This window comes from Xanthomonas sp. AM6 (genome assembly GCF_025665335.1).
Classification (GTDB): domain Bacteria; phylum Pseudomonadota; class Gammaproteobacteria; order Xanthomonadales; family Xanthomonadaceae; genus Xanthomonas_A.
Window position 1 is genome coordinate 2521086 of the sequence record NZ_CP106869.1, and the last position, 15651, is coordinate 2536736.

Consider the following 15651-nt stretch of genomic DNA (forward strand, 5'->3'; position numbering starts at 1 on the left):
GTCAGCTGGCGCCGTGAACCCGTCGAGGCCCGCCAGCATTGACGCTGCGGCGTCGGCCTACCGGCACTCCCTACACGCATGTAGGGATTTTCCCGACAGACTGTCGGGAATTTGACTACCCCGCTCAGGAACCTCCCGATTCTGTTACCGTCGGATGGCAAGCACTATGCATTCCACGGGCGCCAGAGGCTTGGCGCCAAACCGAGGAAGTTCGCATGAAGCCGACCGTCTCCGCCCAGCTAGGCCAGCACCTCCACCTGACCCCGCAGTTGCTGCAGTCGATCCGGTTGCTGCAACTGGACGGGATGCAACTGGAACTGGAAATCCGCCGCGCGCTGGAAACCAATCCGCTGCTGGAACTGGAAGAGCCCGAAGGCGTGCTCGAGCCGGTGGTCGATCACGGCGACGCGAACGCGCTGGAAACCGCCGCGTTCGACGAGCTGCCTGAATCCTCGATGTGGGACATCCCCGCCGCCGGCTGGAGCGAGGGCGAGGACGACCGCATGCAGCGCATCGCCGCCGGCGAATCCACCGATCCGCAGGTGCGGGTGCTGCAGCGGCTGGCGCTGGAACTGGACGAGCGCGACCTGGAAGTGGCCGCGTTCTGGCTGGAGCACAGCGACGATGCCGGCTACCTCGACGGCGCGCTGGACACGCTGACCCTGCTCGCCTGCGCGCGGTTCGACCGGACCGCCGCGCAGGTGGAGGCGGTACGCCAGCGGCTGCTGCACGGCGATCCCACCGGCCTGGCCGCCTGCGACCTGCGCGAATGCCTGAGCGTGCAGCTGGCCGCCCTGCCCGGCCGCGTCGCCGGCCGCCACCTGGCCGCGCGCATCCTCGCCGGCGACCTGAACCTGCTCGCCAGCCACGACTACCCGCTGCTGGCGCGCCAGCTCGACGCCGAGGCCGACGACGTGCGCGAGGCGGTGCGGCTGATCCTGTCGCTGCAGCCGCGTCCCGGCGACAGCCTGCTGCCGGAGAACCTGGGCCACGTGATCCCCGACGTGGTCGCCTGGCACAGCGACGGCACCTGGCGGGTGGCGCTGAACCCGGCCACCACCCACCGCGTCACCGTCAACCCGATGCACGAGCGCGCCCTGGCCGAGGCCGGCGAGGCGGCCGCGCCGCTGCGCGAGATGCTGCAGGAAGCGCGCTGGCTGACCCGCGGCCTGTCGATGCGCTACGAGACCCTGCTGCGCACCACCCGCGCCATCGTCGAGCGCCAGGCTGCGTTCCTGGTCAAGGGCGAGGAAGCGATGGCGCCGCTGACCCTGAAGGAAGTGGCCGACGCGATCGGCATGCACGAATCCACCATCTCGCGCATCACCACCGGCAAATACCTGCAGACGCCGCGCGGCACCTTCGAACTGAAGCATTTCTTCGCCGTGCGCCTGGAAGGCGCCGCGGTCTCGGGCCAGGCGGTGCGCGCGATGGTGCGGCGCCTGATCGAATCGGAACCCGCCGGGCGGCCGCTGGCCGACGAGGCGATCGCCGGGCTGCTGTCGCGACAGGGCGTGAACGTGGCCAGGCGCACCGTGGCCAAGTATCGTGAACAACTGGATATCGCCCCCGCCCGCGAACGCCGTCGCGCCAAACCGCTGCTGGCCCGCGCAGGCTAAGGAAACCACGCAAATGAACAATAAATTGTCCGTGCTTCTGGTCGACGACCACGAAGGCTTCATCAATGCCGCGATGCGCCACTTCCGCAAGCTCGACTGGATGGAGGTGATCGGCAGCGCCGCCAACGGCCTGGAGGCGATCGAGCGCTCCGAGTCGCTGCGCCCGCAGGTGGTGCTGATGGACCTGGCCATGCCCGAAATGGGCGGCCTGCAGGCCACGCGCCTGATCAAGACCCAGGACCAGGCCCCGTACATCGTGATCGCCAGCCACTTCGACGATGCCGAGCACCGCGAGCACGCCATGCGCGCCGGCGCCGACAACTTCGTCAGCAAGCTGTCCTACATCCAGGAAGTGATGCCGATCCTGGAGGGCTTACGCACAGAGGGAGTACCGGCATGAGCGAGTCCCGGATCCTGGTGATCGACGACGACGCGGTCCGCGCCGAGCGCACGGTCAGCCTGCTCGAGTTCATGGACCTCAACCCGCGCTGGGTGACCGACGTGGCCGACGTCAATCCCGGCCGCCACCGCCAGAGCGAGTGGATGGCGATCCTGGTCGGCGGGCTCGACGACCAGGCCCAGGCCGACGCGTTCTTCGGTTGGGTCGCGCGCAGCCCGCTGCCGCCGCCGGTGCTGCTGCTCAACGGCGAGGCGCAGGCGTTCGCGCAGCGCCACGGCCTGCACGAAGCCAACGTCTGGCAACTGGAGGCGCCGCTGCGCCACGCGCAGCTGGAGACCCTGCTGCGCCGCGCCAGCCTCAAGCGCCTGGACGCCGAACACCAGGCCGGCGCGGTGCAGGACAGCGGTCCCACCGGCAACAGCGCCGCGGTCGTGCGGCTGCGCCGGCTGATCGACCAAGTCGCCGCGTTCGACACCACCGTGCTGGTGCTGGGCGAGTCCGGCACCGGCAAGGAAGTGGTCGCGCGCGCGATCCACCAGCAGTCGCCGCGCCGCGACGGCCCGTTCGTGGCGATCAACTGCGGCGCGATTCCGCCGGACCTGCTGGAAAGCGAGCTGTTCGGCCACGAGAAGGGCTCCTTCACCGGCGCGCTGTCCGCGCGCAAGGGCCGCTTCGAGATGGCCGAGGGCGGCACCCTGCTGCTCGACGAGATCGGCGACATGAGCCTGCCGATGCAGGTCAAGCTGCTGCGCGTGCTGCAGGAGCGCAGCTTCGAGCGCGTCGGCGGCAACGTCACCATCCGCTGCAACGTGCGGGTGATCGCCGCCACCCACCGCAACCTGGAAGAGCGCATCGCCGGCAACCAGTTCCGCGAGGACCTGTTCTACCGGCTCAACGTGTTCCCGATCGAGATGCCGGCGCTGCGCGAGCGCAGCGACGACCTGCCGGCGCTGGTCAACACCATCGCCGCGCAGCTGGCGCGCACCGGCCGCGGCGAAGTGCGGTTTTCCGAAGAAGCCTTGCAGGCATTGCGCGGCTACGACTGGCCGGGCAACGTGCGCGAGCTGACCAACCTGGTCGAACGCCTGGCGGTGCTGCACCCCAGCGGCCTGGTGCGGGTGCAGGACCTGCCGGCACGCTACCGCGGCGACTTCGCCTCCTCGATCGACGTGGCGGCGCCGCCAGCGCCGATCGCCGCGCAAGATCCGCGTCGCGTGCCCAACGTGGTCGACCTGCACGTCGGTCCCAAGGCGCTCGCCGATCCGTCCGAGTCCGCCGCGCAGGCCGCGGCGACGCTGCCGGAAAGCGGGTTGGACCTGCGCGGGCACATGGCCAACATCGAGCTGGCGCTGATCAACGAAGCGCTGGAGCGCACCCAGGGCGTGGTCGCGCACGCGGCGCAACTGCTGGGCCTGCGCCGCACCACGCTGGTGGAGAAACTGCGCAAGTACGGCATCGACCGCGACCAGACCGAACTGGCCAGCTGAGCGCGGTCGCCGCCTGCGCCGCAGCGCCTTCGCGTGCTGCGCTACGGAACGACCGCGGTCGGAAACTGAAGTACCCTCCTCTTGCATCGCTGGGCTTGCTGGACGCGCGTCCGGTCGGCCGGATGCGGCTGCGTCGCGCGCGTTGGGGACGTGCGCTCGCGTTCACTCGCGACGCAGTGGACACCTCTGTTGGCATATGGCTTGCTTTCAGAAATCCGAACCGCCGCAACGCTCCGCGTCGCGGACTCTTCACAGGCATCCACGCAGGCCACCATGCCCATTCCCGTCACCAGTCCGCTGCTGCCTCCCCTGGATGAGTTCGTGCCGTACCTGGAGAAGATCTGGAGCAGCCGCATCCTGACCAATGGCGGCGACATGCACCGGGCGCTGGAAAAGGCGCTGGCCGAGTATCTGGGCGTGGGCCATCTCGCGCTGCTGACCAACGGCACGCTCGCCCTGCTGACCGCGCTGCAGGCGCTGCGCATCACCGGCGAAGTGATCACCACGCCCTATTCGTTCGTCGCCACCGCGCATTCGCTACTGTGGAAAGGGATCAAGCCGGTGTTCGTCGACATCGACCCGGTCACGCTGAACCTGGATCCGCACAAGATCGAGGCGGCGATCACCCCGCAGACCACCGCGATCATGCCGGTGCACTGCTACGGTACGCCCTGCGACACCGCCGCGATCGAGCGCATCGCCGACACCTACAACCTCAAGGTCATCTACGACGCCGCGCATGCGTTCGGGGTCAAGGACGAAGGCGGCTCGATCCTGCGCCACGGCGACCTCAGCGTGCTGAGCTTCCACGCCACCAAGGTGTTCAACACCTTCGAGGGCGGCGCCATCGTCTGCCCGGACGAGAAGACCTACCAGCGCATCAGCCGGCTGAAGAACTTCGGCTTCGTCGACGAGACCACGGTGGTGGCCACCGGCATCAACGGCAAGATGAGCGAGGTGAACGCGGCATTCGGGCTGCTGCAGCTGCAGCACATCGATCGCGCCCTGGCGCAGCGGCAGGAGATCGACGCCGACTACCGGCGGCGCCTGGCGCACGTACCCGGCGTGCGCTGCCTGGCGCCGCGGCCGCCGGCGCTGGCCAACTACGCCTCGTTCCCGATCCTGATCGAGGACGGGTTCGCGCTGAGCCGCGACGGCCTGCACCAGCTGCTGCGCGAGCACGGCATCCTGGTGCGCCGCTACTTCTATCCGCTGATCAGCGACTTCCCGATGTACCGCGGCCTGCCCTCGGCGGCGCCGGCCGGCCTGCCGGTGGCGCGGCAGGCGTCCGAGCGGGTGCTATGCCTGCCGATCTATCCGGGCCTGGACGCCGGCGACGTGGCGCGCATCGCCGACCTGATCGCCGGCGCCGCCAACGCATCGGCGCCCGCTCCCGACCAAAGCCGCACTGCGGCGCTCCCCTCCTCCGCCCATCCCGTGGAACAAGAATGAGCCAAGACACGTTTATCGAGAACTTCCTGTCGGCGACCGACTTCCAGAATCCGGTCGAGGTGACCGCGGAGACCGTGCTGCGCGAGCTGCCCGAATGGGATTCGCTGGCCGCGCTCGGCGTCATCGTGATGTTCGACATGGAGTACGGCAAGACCATCACCGGCGAACACCTGGCCGCCGCCGTCACCGTCGGCGACCTCTACAAGCTGACCGAGGCGTAGCATGCCGACCTCCACGCTGCACAACGTGCGCTTTGCCGGCATGGCGACCTGCGTGCCCAAGCGCGTCGTCTCCAACCTGACCGATTGCCGGCCGCAGATCCGTTCCGAGCGCGAGCGGCTGGTGCGCAACATCGGCATCGAGACCCGACGCATGGCGCCCGAATGGCAGTGCTTTTCCGACCTGGCGTTCGATGCCACGCAGGTGCTGCTGGAACGGCTGCAATGGCAGCGCGAGGAGATCGACGCGCTGATCGTGGTCACCCAGTCGCCGGACTATCCGATCCCGGCCACCGCGATCATCCTGCAGGACCGCCTGGGCCTGTCGCACGCCACCGTCGCCTTCGACGTCAACCTGGGCTGCTCGGCCTACCCGTTCGGCATCAACCTGCTCGGCTCGATGATCGCCGCCGGCGGAGTCAAGAAGGGCCTGCTGCTGGTCGGCGACCGCAGTGCCACCCTGGACGACCCGATCTTCTCCGATTCCGGCACCGCCACCGCGCTGGAATTCAGCGCCGATGCGCCGCCGATGTATTTCGACCTCAACAGCGACGGCAGCGGCTACAAGGCGATCATCCTGCCGGTGGGCGGGCACCGCGAGCCGGTCGGCATCCAGCATCTGGTACCGTTCCGTGCCGACGAGAACGATTACTGGCACCGCGGCGTGGATCTGCAGCTGGACGGCGTGGCGGTACTGAGCTTCTCCACCCAGCGGGTACCGCCGGCGGTGCAGAAGCTGCTCGACTACACCGGTGTGCCCAAGGACCAGATCGACTACTTCGTGTTCCACCAGGCCAACCGGATGATCAACGAGACCATACGCAAGAAGCTCGGCCTGCCGGCGGAGAAAGTGCCCTCGACCCTGTCCGACTTCGGCAACACCAGCGGCGCCTCGCTGCCGGTGACCATGACCGCGCGCATCAACAAGGAACTGGAGTCGGGACGCAAGCGCGTGCTGCTGTGCGGCTTCGGCATCGGCCTGTCGTGGGGCAGCTGCCTGGTGGATATCGAGGGTGCGGTGTTTCCCGATCTGATCGAATCGTGACGATGGCGGCTTCCACCGAGGCATTCAGTCTGACGGACAAAGTCGTGCTGGTGACCGGCGCCTCCTCGGGCATCGGCGCCGCCACTGCCAGACTGTGCGCGCGCCTAGGTGCCAGACTGGTCATCACCGGTCGCGATGCCACGCGCCTGGCGGCCGTGGCCGACTCACTCGAAGGCGCCGGCCATGGCAGCGTGGTCGGGGATCTGACCGACGCGCAGACCCGGCAGCAGTTGCTCGATGCCGCCGACGGCTACCATGGCATGGTGTCCTGCGCCGGGGTCGCCGCACTGGTGCCGTTCCGCATGGCCGCTGAAGAGCATCTGCAGCAAATGCTGGCGGTCAACTACCTGGCGCCGATCACCTTGACCCAGCAGCTGCTGTTCAAGCGCCGCCTGCGCGACAACGCCTCGCTGGTGTTCGTGTCCGCGTTGTCGGCACGCGCCGCGCCGCAGGCGGCGGCGGGCTATGCGGCGTCCAAGGCCGCGCTGGAAGCGGCAGTGCGCACACTGGCGCTGGAGCAGGCAAAAAATGGCATCCGCGCCAACTGCATCGCGCCGGGCTATGTCGCTACGCCCATGCTGGAAAAACTCGGAACCGCGGCGGACATGGACGACAAGATCGGCCTGACCCCGTTGGGCCGCATCGATCCGGACGACATCGCCAAGGGGGCCGTGTATCTGCTTTCCGCCGCGAGCCGCTGGATCACCCGCAGCACCTTGACCATTGATGGCGGGATCTCCCTGCCGATCCGCCTATGACAGACCAAGCCTCTATGCCTTCCTTCGATGCCGCCTCCGCGCTCTTGCGCGGCATGTATGGCCTGCAGGGCAAGACGGTGCTGGTGACCGGCGCGTCCAAGGGCATCGGCCAGGCGGTCGCGCGCAGTTGCGCCGCCGCCGGCGCCAGCGTGCTGCTGGCTGGGCGCGATATGGCGCGCCTGGAAGCGGTGCTGGCGTCGCTGGACGGCAGCGGCCACCGGCTGTTCGCCGGCGACCTGAGCGATGCCGCCACGCTGCAGCGGCTGGCCGCGGAGAGCGGCAAGCTCGACGGCCTGGTGCACAGCGCCGGCATCCGCGGCCTGGCGCCGATGAAGCTGGTCGGCGAAGGTTTCCTCAAGGAAGTGCTGGACATCAACTACGTCGCGCCGATGATGTTGACCCGGCATCTGCTCGCGCGCCAGTCCATTCGCGCCGGCGGCTCCATCGTCTTCATCTCCTCCATTGCCGCGTTGACCGGAACCGTCGGCGTCGGTCCCTACGCCGGCTCGAAGGCGGCGCTGGTCGGCACGCTGCGGCCGCTGGCGCTGGAGCTGGCACGGCGCAACATCCGCGCCAACGCGCTGTGCCCGGGGCTGGTGGAGACCACGCTGATCACCGAGGACAAGAGCTGGTTCGAGGAAAGCCGCAAACGCTATCCGCTCGGCATCGGACAGCCGGATGACGTGGCCCTGGCCTGCCTGTACTTCCTGTCCGATGCCAGCCACAAGGTCACCGGACAGGCGTTCAGCATGGACGGGGGCGTGGAATTCGCGTGAACAGACCATCCTCGTTTGGCCATGTCTTGATCGTGGGCGCCGGTGGCTTCGGCAAGGGCGTTGCGGCCATAGCTTTTCACGACGATCCGGCGTTCGGCCGGGATTGGGACATCAAGGGTTTTCTGGACGATCGCGCCGAACTGGAGCAAACGACGCGATGGCCGATCATCGGTAGTCCGCACACCTATCAACCGGTAGAAGGCGACATTTTTGTTTGCGCGCTAGGCGACCCCGCAGTGCGCCGTCGCTACACCCAGGCCTTGCTTGAAAAAGGTGCGTACTTCATGGTGCTGCGTCCAGGCCTGCGCGAGGCATCAGCGACCCGGATCGGGCGCGGCAGCCTGTTCGAGCCAGGCGTGTCGATCGGCGCGGACAGCCAACTCGGCGAATTCGTCACCGTGCTCTCAACCACCATCATCGGCCACGACGTGACGATCGGCGACTACGTGCAGATCGGCAATTTCGTGTTCATCGGCGGGGGCGTCCGCATCGGCAGCGATGTGGTCATCCATCCGCATTCCACCCTGATCCCGGGGATCACGGTCGGCGACGGCGCGGTGATCGGTGCCGGCAGTGTGGTAGTCAGGGACGTTCCGCCCAACGTCACCGTGGCCGGCAATCCCGCGCGCACCATCTTCAGCAAATAGCAGGCCCCGCACCATGCCCCGCCATGCACTCGATGCCGAGCACTACATCAGCGAGCACAGCCTGCGGCTGGAACAGCAGAGGCTGTTCGGCAAGCTGTGGAACTTCGTCGGCTTTTCCTCGATGGTGCGCGAACGCAACCAGTTTTTCTCGCGCCAGGTGGGCGGCGTGCCGGTGTTGGTCCAGCGCACCGATGCGGGCATCCGCGCTTTCCTCAACCAATGCCCGCATCGCCAGTCGGCGATCCAGATCGAAGCGCAGGGCAAGCGCCCGCTGGTCTGCCCCTATCACGCTTGGTCGTTCGGCCCCGAGGGCGAGTTGCGCGGGATACCCAACTCCGGCCTGTACCAGTTCAGTGCCGAAGAGAAAGCCGGCATCTGCCTGACCCGATTTCACTTGGAACAGGTCGGCCAGTTGCTGTTCGTGAATTTTTCCGACGACCCGCTGCCGCTGGAGGAACAATTCGCGCCGGACTATCTGGAGAACCTGCGCAACGCGGCCTCGCACCTGGATACGCAGATCATCTACAGCTGCCACCGCGTGCGCTACAACTGGAAGTTGAACATGGAGAACGTCAAGGACTACAACCATGTCCCGTTCGTTCATCCCAAGACGTTCAGCCCACTGATGATGGAGGCGAGCAAGCCCTCCGCCGGCGTCGAGCGCGCCGCGGACGTGCCCTCCGCAGTGGTGCAGCTCCTACAGGCGTCTGCGTGCCCGGCGTTGAGCGAACTGAGCTTTCCGGTCAAGGCGCCAATCACGCCGCAGGACAACTGGTTCCGCGCGCTGTGCGACGTCTACGGCGAGGAATCGGCCTACTACAACTGGTTCGTCTATCCCAACGTGAACTTCTGCAGCGTGCGCGGCGAGTACTTCCTGCTGCAACAGTACGACCCGGTGTCGGCGCACGAAACCGACTACCACCTGTGGGTAATGACCGCGCGCCGAAAGAGCGAGCACACTGATTTCACCGCGCTGTTGAGCAACTTGATCCGCGGCGAGCGCACCGTCATCGCCGAGGACACGGTGCTGCTGGAACGCATGCAGGCCGGCTTCGGCGCGCATTCGCCGCGCTTCATGCACGGCGACTACGAAACGCAGCTGGTGCGGCAGCACCTGTGGTATCGCGCCAACGTGCTGGGAGAGCCGGCATGAAGTCGCTCGTGTTGCTGGGCGAAGGCGCCGCGTTGGAAGAGGCGCAGCGTACCGCGCACGACTGCGGACTGGCCCATGCGTGTCTGCAGCTGACCGCAGCCGACCACTACAACTTCGATCTCGGCGAATTGCTGGCGGGCTACGCCGCCGACGCCACCGAGGTATTCGTCGCGCTCGACGAACGCGCGGTCAACCATGCGCGCCACAAGTTACTGGCCGACGTACGCCTGGCCGGCTACCGCGTGATCGATCTGGTCTCGCCGCATGCCCACGTCGATGCCGGCGTGCGGCTGATGGGCAACGTGCATGTCGGGCCGGGCTGCAACCTGGCGTCCGGCACCCGCATCGGCCCCGGCAGCTGGCTGGAGCGGCAGGTGATCGTCGAACGGGACGTGCGCCTGGCTGCGTGCGTGACGCTGCATGCCGGCGTTCACCTCGGGCACGGCGTGGAGGTTGGCCAAGGCAGCACGCTAGGCCGCGGCAGCATCGCGCGGGATAAGGCGAAAGTGGGCCGGCACTGCGAATGGCTATTGCCTGGCGAGCTGCCAGACCTGTTGCCAGACCGCTGTTTCTACGACGCCCTGATGCCGCAGGGCGCGCAGATCCTGACTTGAGGACACCATGAATATCCTGACCCACCGTTGTAGCGAACCGGACCTGCTCGATGCCTGCACCAAGGCCGACGGCGTCTTGTTCCTGGCGCCCAGCTCCCATCTGGGCCGGATCTATGCCACGCGCGTGGCCACCGCGCTCGCCAGGTTGTCGCCGGGTACCAGGATGATCGCGCTGGACGACACGTTGCATGCGCAAGGCGCGGCGGCCGCAGGCTTCGACGAGGTGCTGCCGACGCAGGCCTACCGGACCGAGGCAAGGTTCGCGGACCTGCCAACGGTGAACTGCGCAAACTCACTTTCGGTCTGGCTGCACTTCGACGAGTTGTCGAGCGGCGGCAACGGCCGCCAAATCGACCTACCTGAACTGCTGTATGCGCTGGATATCACGCTTGTCTATCAGACCGGCCGGGTGACGCGCGAGCAGACGCTGGCGCATGCAATACAGTTCGCCGCCTTGCGCGGACGTTTTGCCGATGCGCTGAGCGCGCAGACGCTGGACGCATTGCTGCAGCTGCGGACGAACGGCGATCGACGTGCCTTGCTCGACGTCATCTGTCCGCTGGAGCAGGAATACTTCTCGGTATTCCGGGCCGACGCGCATCCGATCCGGCTCGGCGTCGACGAACACTATGTGGATATCGGCGCTTACGACGGCGATACGGTGAAAAAATTCAGGATCGCCAGCCGCCACGCCTACGCCTCCATCCATGCGTTCGAGCCCGACCCGGCCAATTTCGTCGCCATGCAGCGCAATCTGGTTGCCGATGGCGGCCGCACCGTCCTGCACAACCTCGCCGCGTCCGACTCCGGGCACCCGCTGGCGTTCTCGGCTAGCGGCAACATGGGCAGCCGCGTCGAAGCCGGCGGCAGCGTCCAGGTCCCAGGCGCGCGCCTGGACGATGTGCTCGACCAGGTCACTCTGCTGAAAATGGACGTGGAGGGCTTCGAGCCGCAGGTACTACGCGGTGCGGCGGAGTTGATCGGCAAATGCCGTCCGCGTATGGCCATCACCTGCTATCACCATGCCCTGGACCTGCTGGACATCGTCGCCGTGCTCGACCAGATCTATCCGAACGCGCGCCTACGGCTGCGCCACTACTCGATGTTCTTCTACGACACCATCCTCTACGTGGAGTGAGCCACCGTACAAGCCGACAGGTCTGGGGCCACCGGGCTGGAATGACCATCAGCAAGCTTGCGGTCGCATCGACTGCAACGCGGTGAACAGGCGGCCTCCCTAGGTGGATGCATTTGCCCTGAGCCGACACAGGCGGCGTCGCGCGGCGCACCATCTGCGGCATCCCAACAAACCATCGACAGGCATGAATCCTGCATCAGGGTTGCAGGCCCGCCCTCCATACCTTGCCCTGCGCCATTCCTTGAGCTTTCGGCAACATCGCAACACACTGCGGTGCGCCATCCACAATGGACCACCACGGATGACATTGAAAATTGTCCTGCTGCCAGATCTGATCAGGGAAACGCGCGCGTTCCCCGACGCATTCTTTGATCTAATCCGGGAGCCGATCCGCCAGGGCTGCGGCGTCGATATCGGCGCCCCCCCTGGCGTTGCGACGTCGGGCGGGCTGGGGCATGGGTTCGACGTCACCCGGTTCCGGCAGCTGGCACTGGAAGGCGGCGGCAACTGGCCCACGCGCTATCACCAGATCACCGTGCAGGCGCGCGACTACTTGTTGCAACACTTGCACGGCAGCGACCTGGTGCTTTCCTTCGAAATGCCGCCGTGGCTGGCCGACCTGTGCACGCAACAGCGGATCGCCTTCCTCGATATCCGCATCTCCCCGCTGCGCTTCGGGCGCGATCTGTACATCGCGCTGCGTGGCGCCGATCCGGCTCTGTCCCGACGTATCGCCGAGCATGTGGTGCTAGCAGAGGAGCTGCGCATGGAGGCCGCCGTGCTGTCCGCCAACGTGCGTATGCATCAGCGCAGGATGCGGGAACAACGCGGCTATGCCTTCCCCGAACTGGACGGGGCCATGCTGTTCGTCGGCCAGGTCCCTTACGACGCGTCGCTACTCACCACGGACGGCCGCTCGCTGCGTTGCGAGGATTTTGCCGAGCAGCTGAAACAGCTGTGCGCATCGCGGCGCTTGCTATACAAGCCGCACCCCTTCGCGGGTGAATTCGCCCAGCAAGAACGTACCGCGCTTGAGCGTATCACCGGCAAGGCCGCGAGCGTTTGCCTGCAGAATGCCTACCAGGTGCTGAGCACGCAGGACGATCTCGAACTGGTCGGCATCTCGTCCGGACTGCTCCAGGAAGCGGTTTGGTTCGACAAGAAGGCACATACCTTGTTCGAGCCGTTCGTGGCGCTTGCGCCAGCCGACGCAACCAGTACGCAGGACTACCAACAGATCCACTTCAAGTCGTTCTTGTCGCCTGGTTTTTGGCACCAAATCCTGGCCCCCGAGCGCGCGCCGCCGCGATTGAGCGAGCTGCCGGCGCTGATGCACCATCACGCGCGCGAAACCTTGGACCATTGGTGGGATTACTCCAAGGTCCTGACCTGGGAGCGTAGCTTTCCCTACGAGTCGTTCACTCGATCGGGCGGCGGACTGGTCCAACAGCGCGTCGAGCAGATCGAACAGGCGCTGGAAGGCGGCGCGATCGGCAATCAAACAAGCTTCAGGAAAGGCGCACAGCAGGAAGTAGAACTGCACAAGAAGCTGTCGATCGCACTCTATTCGCGCCTCGCCTCGACGTATCCATCCATCGACCAGGCGTTGCTCGAGAACAGTGCTCCCGCCGAATACATCGACAAAGTCCTGGATGCGGCGTATTACCAGAGCCTGCACGAGAACAACGCGCTGTTCCAGCGCAACAACTGGCTGATGCCGTATGCGAGCCTGCTCGCCGAACGCCGCTTCGCGCACGTGCGTGAGGTTGGTTGTGGTAACGGAGCCTTCGTTGCGGAGATCGCCAAGTCGGTGCCCCGCGTCATCGGCTTGGACTGGGCCAGGTCGCCGGATTTTCCGCAAGGTCACAACATCGAGTTCTGCCAACAGGATCTCACCAGTTCCTCCTTGGAACACGTCGACCTGAATTGCTCGGCAGACGTGCTGGAGCATATCCAGACTCGCGAGCTACCCACGTTGATACGTTCGTTGCACGACACCGCCCGTTTCAACTTCCACGTGATCGCGTGCTACGACGATGGTCACAGCCATGTCTCGATATTTCCGCCTGACGTGTGGCTCTACCTCTTCAGGCAACAATCGCCCGACTACCGGATCCTGGATCTTTCGATCCGGCACGGAAACGTCAGCCATGTCGTCTGTGCGATCACCAACCTATGAACGCGCCAAAGCTGCATATCGGCTGTGCCTCGATACGACTCGACGGCTACATCAACATCGACTCCCGGCAGACGCAGGCAACCGATCATGTCTGCCATGCCGGGGCTATCGCGATCGTCGCCCCCGGCAGCGTCGCCGAGATCTATTCGCGGCATATGCTGGAACACCTCGACCCGAACGAAGCGCGAGAAACACTGCGGCACTGGCACCAACTGCTTGCGCCGGCAGGCGTGCTTCACGTGGTGGTCCCTGACATCCTGTTCCACGCTCGCCAGTTGCTTGGCCTGGAGCGCAGCACCCTGGCAGACCAGAACTTGCATGCCTTCGCTGGTTTCTGGGGATGGCGCGACGAGGCGCGCGGCGGCGACCGGGAGGATGCGCATCGTTGGGGCTACAGCGAGCAATCCTTGACTGCCGTCCTCACTGACGTCGGCTTTGCCTCGGTGCGCAGGCTGCTGGACGGCCCGGACAGCGATCCCTGGCACCTGAACTTGATTGCGCGAAAGGACGCTGATCCTGGCGTTCGGGAAGCCGACGTTCCGGAAGCGTGATGGCGCGAGCGACCACTCGTGATCGTCGTCACGAGAGCGGCACTGACCGGTGGCGATGCCGCAACCTCGCAAGCGCTTGAGCTCGACCTGACACCTCCTCCGCTGCTGCACCGATGACACCGATGCCCGACGACGCCCCCTCTCTTCCAACGCCCTGGCCAGCATCGTCATGCTGACTACAAATTCCGCTACTTCAAGCGGACGCTGGACAGCGTGCTCGGGCAAACCTATCCGGCGCTGGAACTGGTGATCTGCGACGACAATCCCCATGGCACGATCGTCGCGGCGGTGGAGCACCGGCGCGGCGACGCGCGCTTCCCGATCCGCTACACGAAGAACCCGGTCCGCCTGGTGAGCTCGGCAGGACCATCAAGGGCATCGCCCTGGCCGAGGGCGAGTACGTCAAGTTCCTGCCCGATGATGACGTGCTGGGGCCGGCCTCCTCGCGCCGGCAGTACATCGACGGCGACGATGCGCCGCTGGCGGACATCCATGCCCCCCAGTTTTCCGTTCGCCGGCGATGTGCTCCTCGACGGCCCCGAACTGCCGTCCTTCCTCGCCGACCACACCATCAACTTCATCGGCGAGCCCAACTGCGTGCTGCGCCGGCGCCAGGCGTGCTGGACCTGGGCGATTCAAGTCTTTATGAGACCGAATAGCCACCGCGAGGTATGAATATCAGGAATAACTCCCGCCAGTATTAACGTTCCCGGCCACGCTTCCTGGAAATACATTTTGGCCTTTCCCGTTAACCCAAATCACCCCATTCGTATTGACTCCATACCGCTGGCCCGTGGCCGCTCCGGAGAACGTAAATACGAAGTCACCGCCATTTATGCTACCCAAACGACCAACGCTAGCGAAAGAACCAGTAAAAGCCGGCGTACCTATCAAGGTAACGTTAATGCCAAAATTAATTAGTTGACCGCCATCGACTACCAAATAATGGAAAGAACCACCTCCAGTGATACTGTAGTTGCCTGATACGATGCAAACACCATTGCGCGAGACGAGGATTTGGTTGCGGGTCATTGCTGCAAACACGTGACCGCCCTGGAAAGTACACAACGCTCTATTGGTGACCGAGATGCCGTTTACTGTGTCCCCTCCACCTAAAGTGAAACCAGAAACCTGAACCGTGTTACCGTCACCCAGCGTAAGGAGGTATCCCGCGGTATTACGCCAAATAGCAGATGTGCTACCTACAAACCGCACGACGCCACCTGTCACGCTACCCATCACAACATTTTCCACGTAGGTTCCGTCTGCGACATTGATAATTACCGTATATCCGCATAACAAATAACGTGTCCGCAGCACAGTCACAGCATGCTGTATCGTTTGGAATGCCGTCGCAGCGCTTAGCCCATCATTGGAATCACTGCCCGTGTTGGAGACGTACAAAGACAAATCCTGAGTCAAGGCAATGGCGTAAGTAATGTAGCTATTCGCGCTAGTACCCATCGCGAACCGACCTTCATCACTGATGAAATATGGCTCGCTGGCAGCGAGTTCACCAGCCGCCGCAGCAGCATCAAACTGCGCGCGCGTACCGCTTTTTACATAAATATTGGCGCCCGAGATTGCATCCGGCATGATATTAAACCCCTCAAA

15 protein-coding genes and 1 pseudogene are annotated in these 15651 nt (G+C 65.2%); 15 read left to right on the top strand and 1 reads right to left on the bottom strand.

Features of this window, described 5'->3' with window-relative positions; genetic code table 11:
• The first annotated feature begins 215 nt into the window (after window positions 1–215).
• The 15 genes and pseudogenes from rpoN to OCJ37_RS10685 form a co-directional block, all read left to right on the top strand.
• Entirely contained in the window at window positions 216–1619 is a 1404-nt protein-coding gene (gene rpoN, locus OCJ37_RS10615; protein WP_263109369.1) for an RNA polymerase factor sigma-54, read from the top strand.
• A 13-nt stretch (window positions 1620–1632) separates the two neighbouring features.
• The gene (locus OCJ37_RS10620) at window positions 1633–2019 is read left to right on the top strand and encodes a response regulator (RefSeq protein ID WP_263109370.1); all 387 of its coding nucleotides are present in this window, start codon (window positions 1633–1635) and stop codon (window positions 2017–2019) included.
• Window positions 2016–3506 (top strand): sigma-54 dependent transcriptional regulator, encoded by a 1491-nt coding sequence (locus tag OCJ37_RS10625; RefSeq protein WP_263109371.1) that lies wholly within the window; start codon window positions 2016–2018, stop codon window positions 3504–3506. Before OCJ37_RS10620 ends, OCJ37_RS10625 begins: the two co-directional genes overlap by 4 nt.
• Before the next feature lie 273 nt (window positions 3507–3779).
• Window positions 3780–4958 (top strand): DegT/DnrJ/EryC1/StrS family aminotransferase, encoded by a 1179-nt coding sequence (locus tag OCJ37_RS10630; RefSeq protein ID WP_263109372.1) that lies wholly within the window; start codon window positions 3780–3782, stop codon window positions 4956–4958.
• Window positions 4955–5179 (top strand): acyl carrier protein, encoded by a 225-nt coding sequence (locus OCJ37_RS10635; protein ID WP_263109373.1) that lies wholly within the window; start codon window positions 4955–4957, stop codon window positions 5177–5179. The genes OCJ37_RS10630 and OCJ37_RS10635 overlap by 4 nt, the downstream gene beginning before the upstream one ends.
• 1 nt (window position 5180) lies before the next feature.
• Window positions 5181–6221: a ketoacyl-ACP synthase III gene (locus OCJ37_RS10640; RefSeq protein WP_263109374.1), complete on the top strand. Its 1041-nt coding sequence runs from the start codon at window positions 5181–5183 to the stop codon at window positions 6219–6221.
• A 2-nt stretch (window positions 6222–6223) separates the two neighbouring features.
• Window positions 6224–6979 (top strand): SDR family NAD(P)-dependent oxidoreductase, encoded by a 756-nt coding sequence (locus OCJ37_RS10645; RefSeq protein ID WP_263109375.1) that lies wholly within the window; start codon window positions 6224–6226, stop codon window positions 6977–6979.
• 14 nt (window positions 6980–6993) lie between these two features.
• The gene (locus OCJ37_RS10650) at window positions 6994–7755 is read left to right on the top strand and encodes an SDR family NAD(P)-dependent oxidoreductase (RefSeq protein ID WP_263109376.1); all 762 of its coding nucleotides are present in this window, start codon (window positions 6994–6996) and stop codon (window positions 7753–7755) included.
• A complete protein-coding gene (locus OCJ37_RS10655; protein WP_263109377.1) occupies window positions 7752–8402 on the top strand; it encodes a NeuD/PglB/VioB family sugar acetyltransferase in 651 nt (216 codons plus the stop codon). The genes OCJ37_RS10650 and OCJ37_RS10655 overlap by 4 nt, the downstream gene beginning before the upstream one ends.
• A gap of 13 nt (window positions 8403–8415) precedes the next feature.
• Window positions 8416–9555 carry an aromatic ring-hydroxylating oxygenase subunit alpha gene (locus OCJ37_RS10660; protein WP_263109378.1) on the top strand — a complete coding sequence of 380 codons (1140 nt, stop codon included), beginning with the start codon at window positions 8416–8418 and terminating at the stop codon, window positions 9553–9555.
• Complete coding sequence (locus OCJ37_RS10665) at window positions 9552–10169, top strand: LbetaH domain-containing protein (RefSeq protein ID WP_263109379.1); 618 nt, start codon at window positions 9552–9554, stop codon at window positions 10167–10169. Before OCJ37_RS10660 ends, OCJ37_RS10665 begins: the two co-directional genes overlap by 4 nt.
• 7 nt (window positions 10170–10176) lie before the next feature.
• Complete coding sequence (locus tag OCJ37_RS10670; RefSeq protein ID WP_263109380.1) at window positions 10177–11307, top strand: FkbM family methyltransferase; 1131 nt, start codon at window positions 10177–10179, stop codon at window positions 11305–11307.
• Window positions 11308–11608: 301 nt separating this feature from the next.
• Window positions 11609–13486, top strand: coding sequence for a class I SAM-dependent methyltransferase (locus OCJ37_RS10675; RefSeq protein WP_263109381.1), 1878 nt, complete (start codon window positions 11609–11611; stop codon window positions 13484–13486).
• Window positions 13483–14037 carry a class I SAM-dependent methyltransferase gene (locus tag OCJ37_RS10680; protein WP_263109382.1) on the top strand — a complete coding sequence of 185 codons (555 nt, stop codon included), beginning with the start codon at window positions 13483–13485 and terminating at the stop codon, window positions 14035–14037. Before OCJ37_RS10675 ends, OCJ37_RS10680 begins: the two co-directional genes overlap by 4 nt.
• 169 nt (window positions 14038–14206) lie before the next feature.
• Window positions 14207–14649: pseudogene (locus OCJ37_RS10685) on the top strand (glycosyltransferase); the annotation flags it as partial.
• Between the two features lie 66 nt (window positions 14650–14715).
• On the opposite strand, the gene OCJ37_RS10690 reads toward OCJ37_RS10685, so the two are convergent.
• A complete protein-coding gene (locus tag OCJ37_RS10690) occupies window positions 14716–15633 on the bottom strand; it encodes a hypothetical protein (protein WP_263109383.1) in 918 nt (305 codons plus the stop codon).
• Window positions 15634–15651 lie beyond the last annotated feature (18 nt).

What these genes read in the sequence shown, in the direction of transcription:
- OCJ37_RS10650 (WP_263109376.1), top strand. Translation starts at nt 6,994, where the DNA reads ATGCCTTCCTTCGATGCCGCCTCCGCGCTCTTGCGCGGCATGTATGGC.
- OCJ37_RS10645 (WP_263109375.1), top strand. Translation starts at nt 6,224, where the DNA reads ATGGCGGCTTCCACCGAGGCATTCAGTCTGACGGACAAAGTCGTGCTG.
- OCJ37_RS10625 (WP_263109371.1), top strand. Translation starts at nt 2,016, where the DNA reads ATGAGCGAGTCCCGGATCCTGGTGATCGACGACGACGCGGTCCGCGCC.
- rpoN (WP_263109369.1), top strand. Translation starts at nt 216, where the DNA reads ATGAAGCCGACCGTCTCCGCCCAGCTAGGCCAGCACCTCCACCTGACC.
- OCJ37_RS10665 (WP_263109379.1), top strand. Translation starts at nt 9,552, where the DNA reads ATGAAGTCGCTCGTGTTGCTGGGCGAAGGCGCCGCGTTGGAAGAGGCG.
- OCJ37_RS10670 (WP_263109380.1), top strand. Translation starts at nt 10,177, where the DNA reads ATGAATATCCTGACCCACCGTTGTAGCGAACCGGACCTGCTCGATGCC.
- OCJ37_RS10620 (WP_263109370.1), top strand. Translation starts at nt 1,633, where the DNA reads ATGAACAATAAATTGTCCGTGCTTCTGGTCGACGACCACGAAGGCTTC.
- OCJ37_RS10690 (WP_263109383.1), bottom strand. Translation starts at nt 15,633, where the DNA reads ATGCCGGATGCAATCTCGGGCGCCAATATTTATGTAAAAAGCGGTACG.
- OCJ37_RS10675 (WP_263109381.1), top strand. Translation starts at nt 11,609, where the DNA reads ATGACATTGAAAATTGTCCTGCTGCCAGATCTGATCAGGGAAACGCGC.
- OCJ37_RS10660 (WP_263109378.1), top strand. Translation starts at nt 8,416, where the DNA reads ATGCCCCGCCATGCACTCGATGCCGAGCACTACATCAGCGAGCACAGC.
- OCJ37_RS10680 (WP_263109382.1), top strand. Translation starts at nt 13,483, where the DNA reads ATGAACGCGCCAAAGCTGCATATCGGCTGTGCCTCGATACGACTCGAC.
- OCJ37_RS10640 (WP_263109374.1), top strand. Translation starts at nt 5,181, where the DNA reads ATGCCGACCTCCACGCTGCACAACGTGCGCTTTGCCGGCATGGCGACC.
- OCJ37_RS10635 (WP_263109373.1), top strand. Translation starts at nt 4,955, where the DNA reads ATGAGCCAAGACACGTTTATCGAGAACTTCCTGTCGGCGACCGACTTC.
- OCJ37_RS10630 (WP_263109372.1), top strand. Translation starts at nt 3,780, where the DNA reads ATGCCCATTCCCGTCACCAGTCCGCTGCTGCCTCCCCTGGATGAGTTC.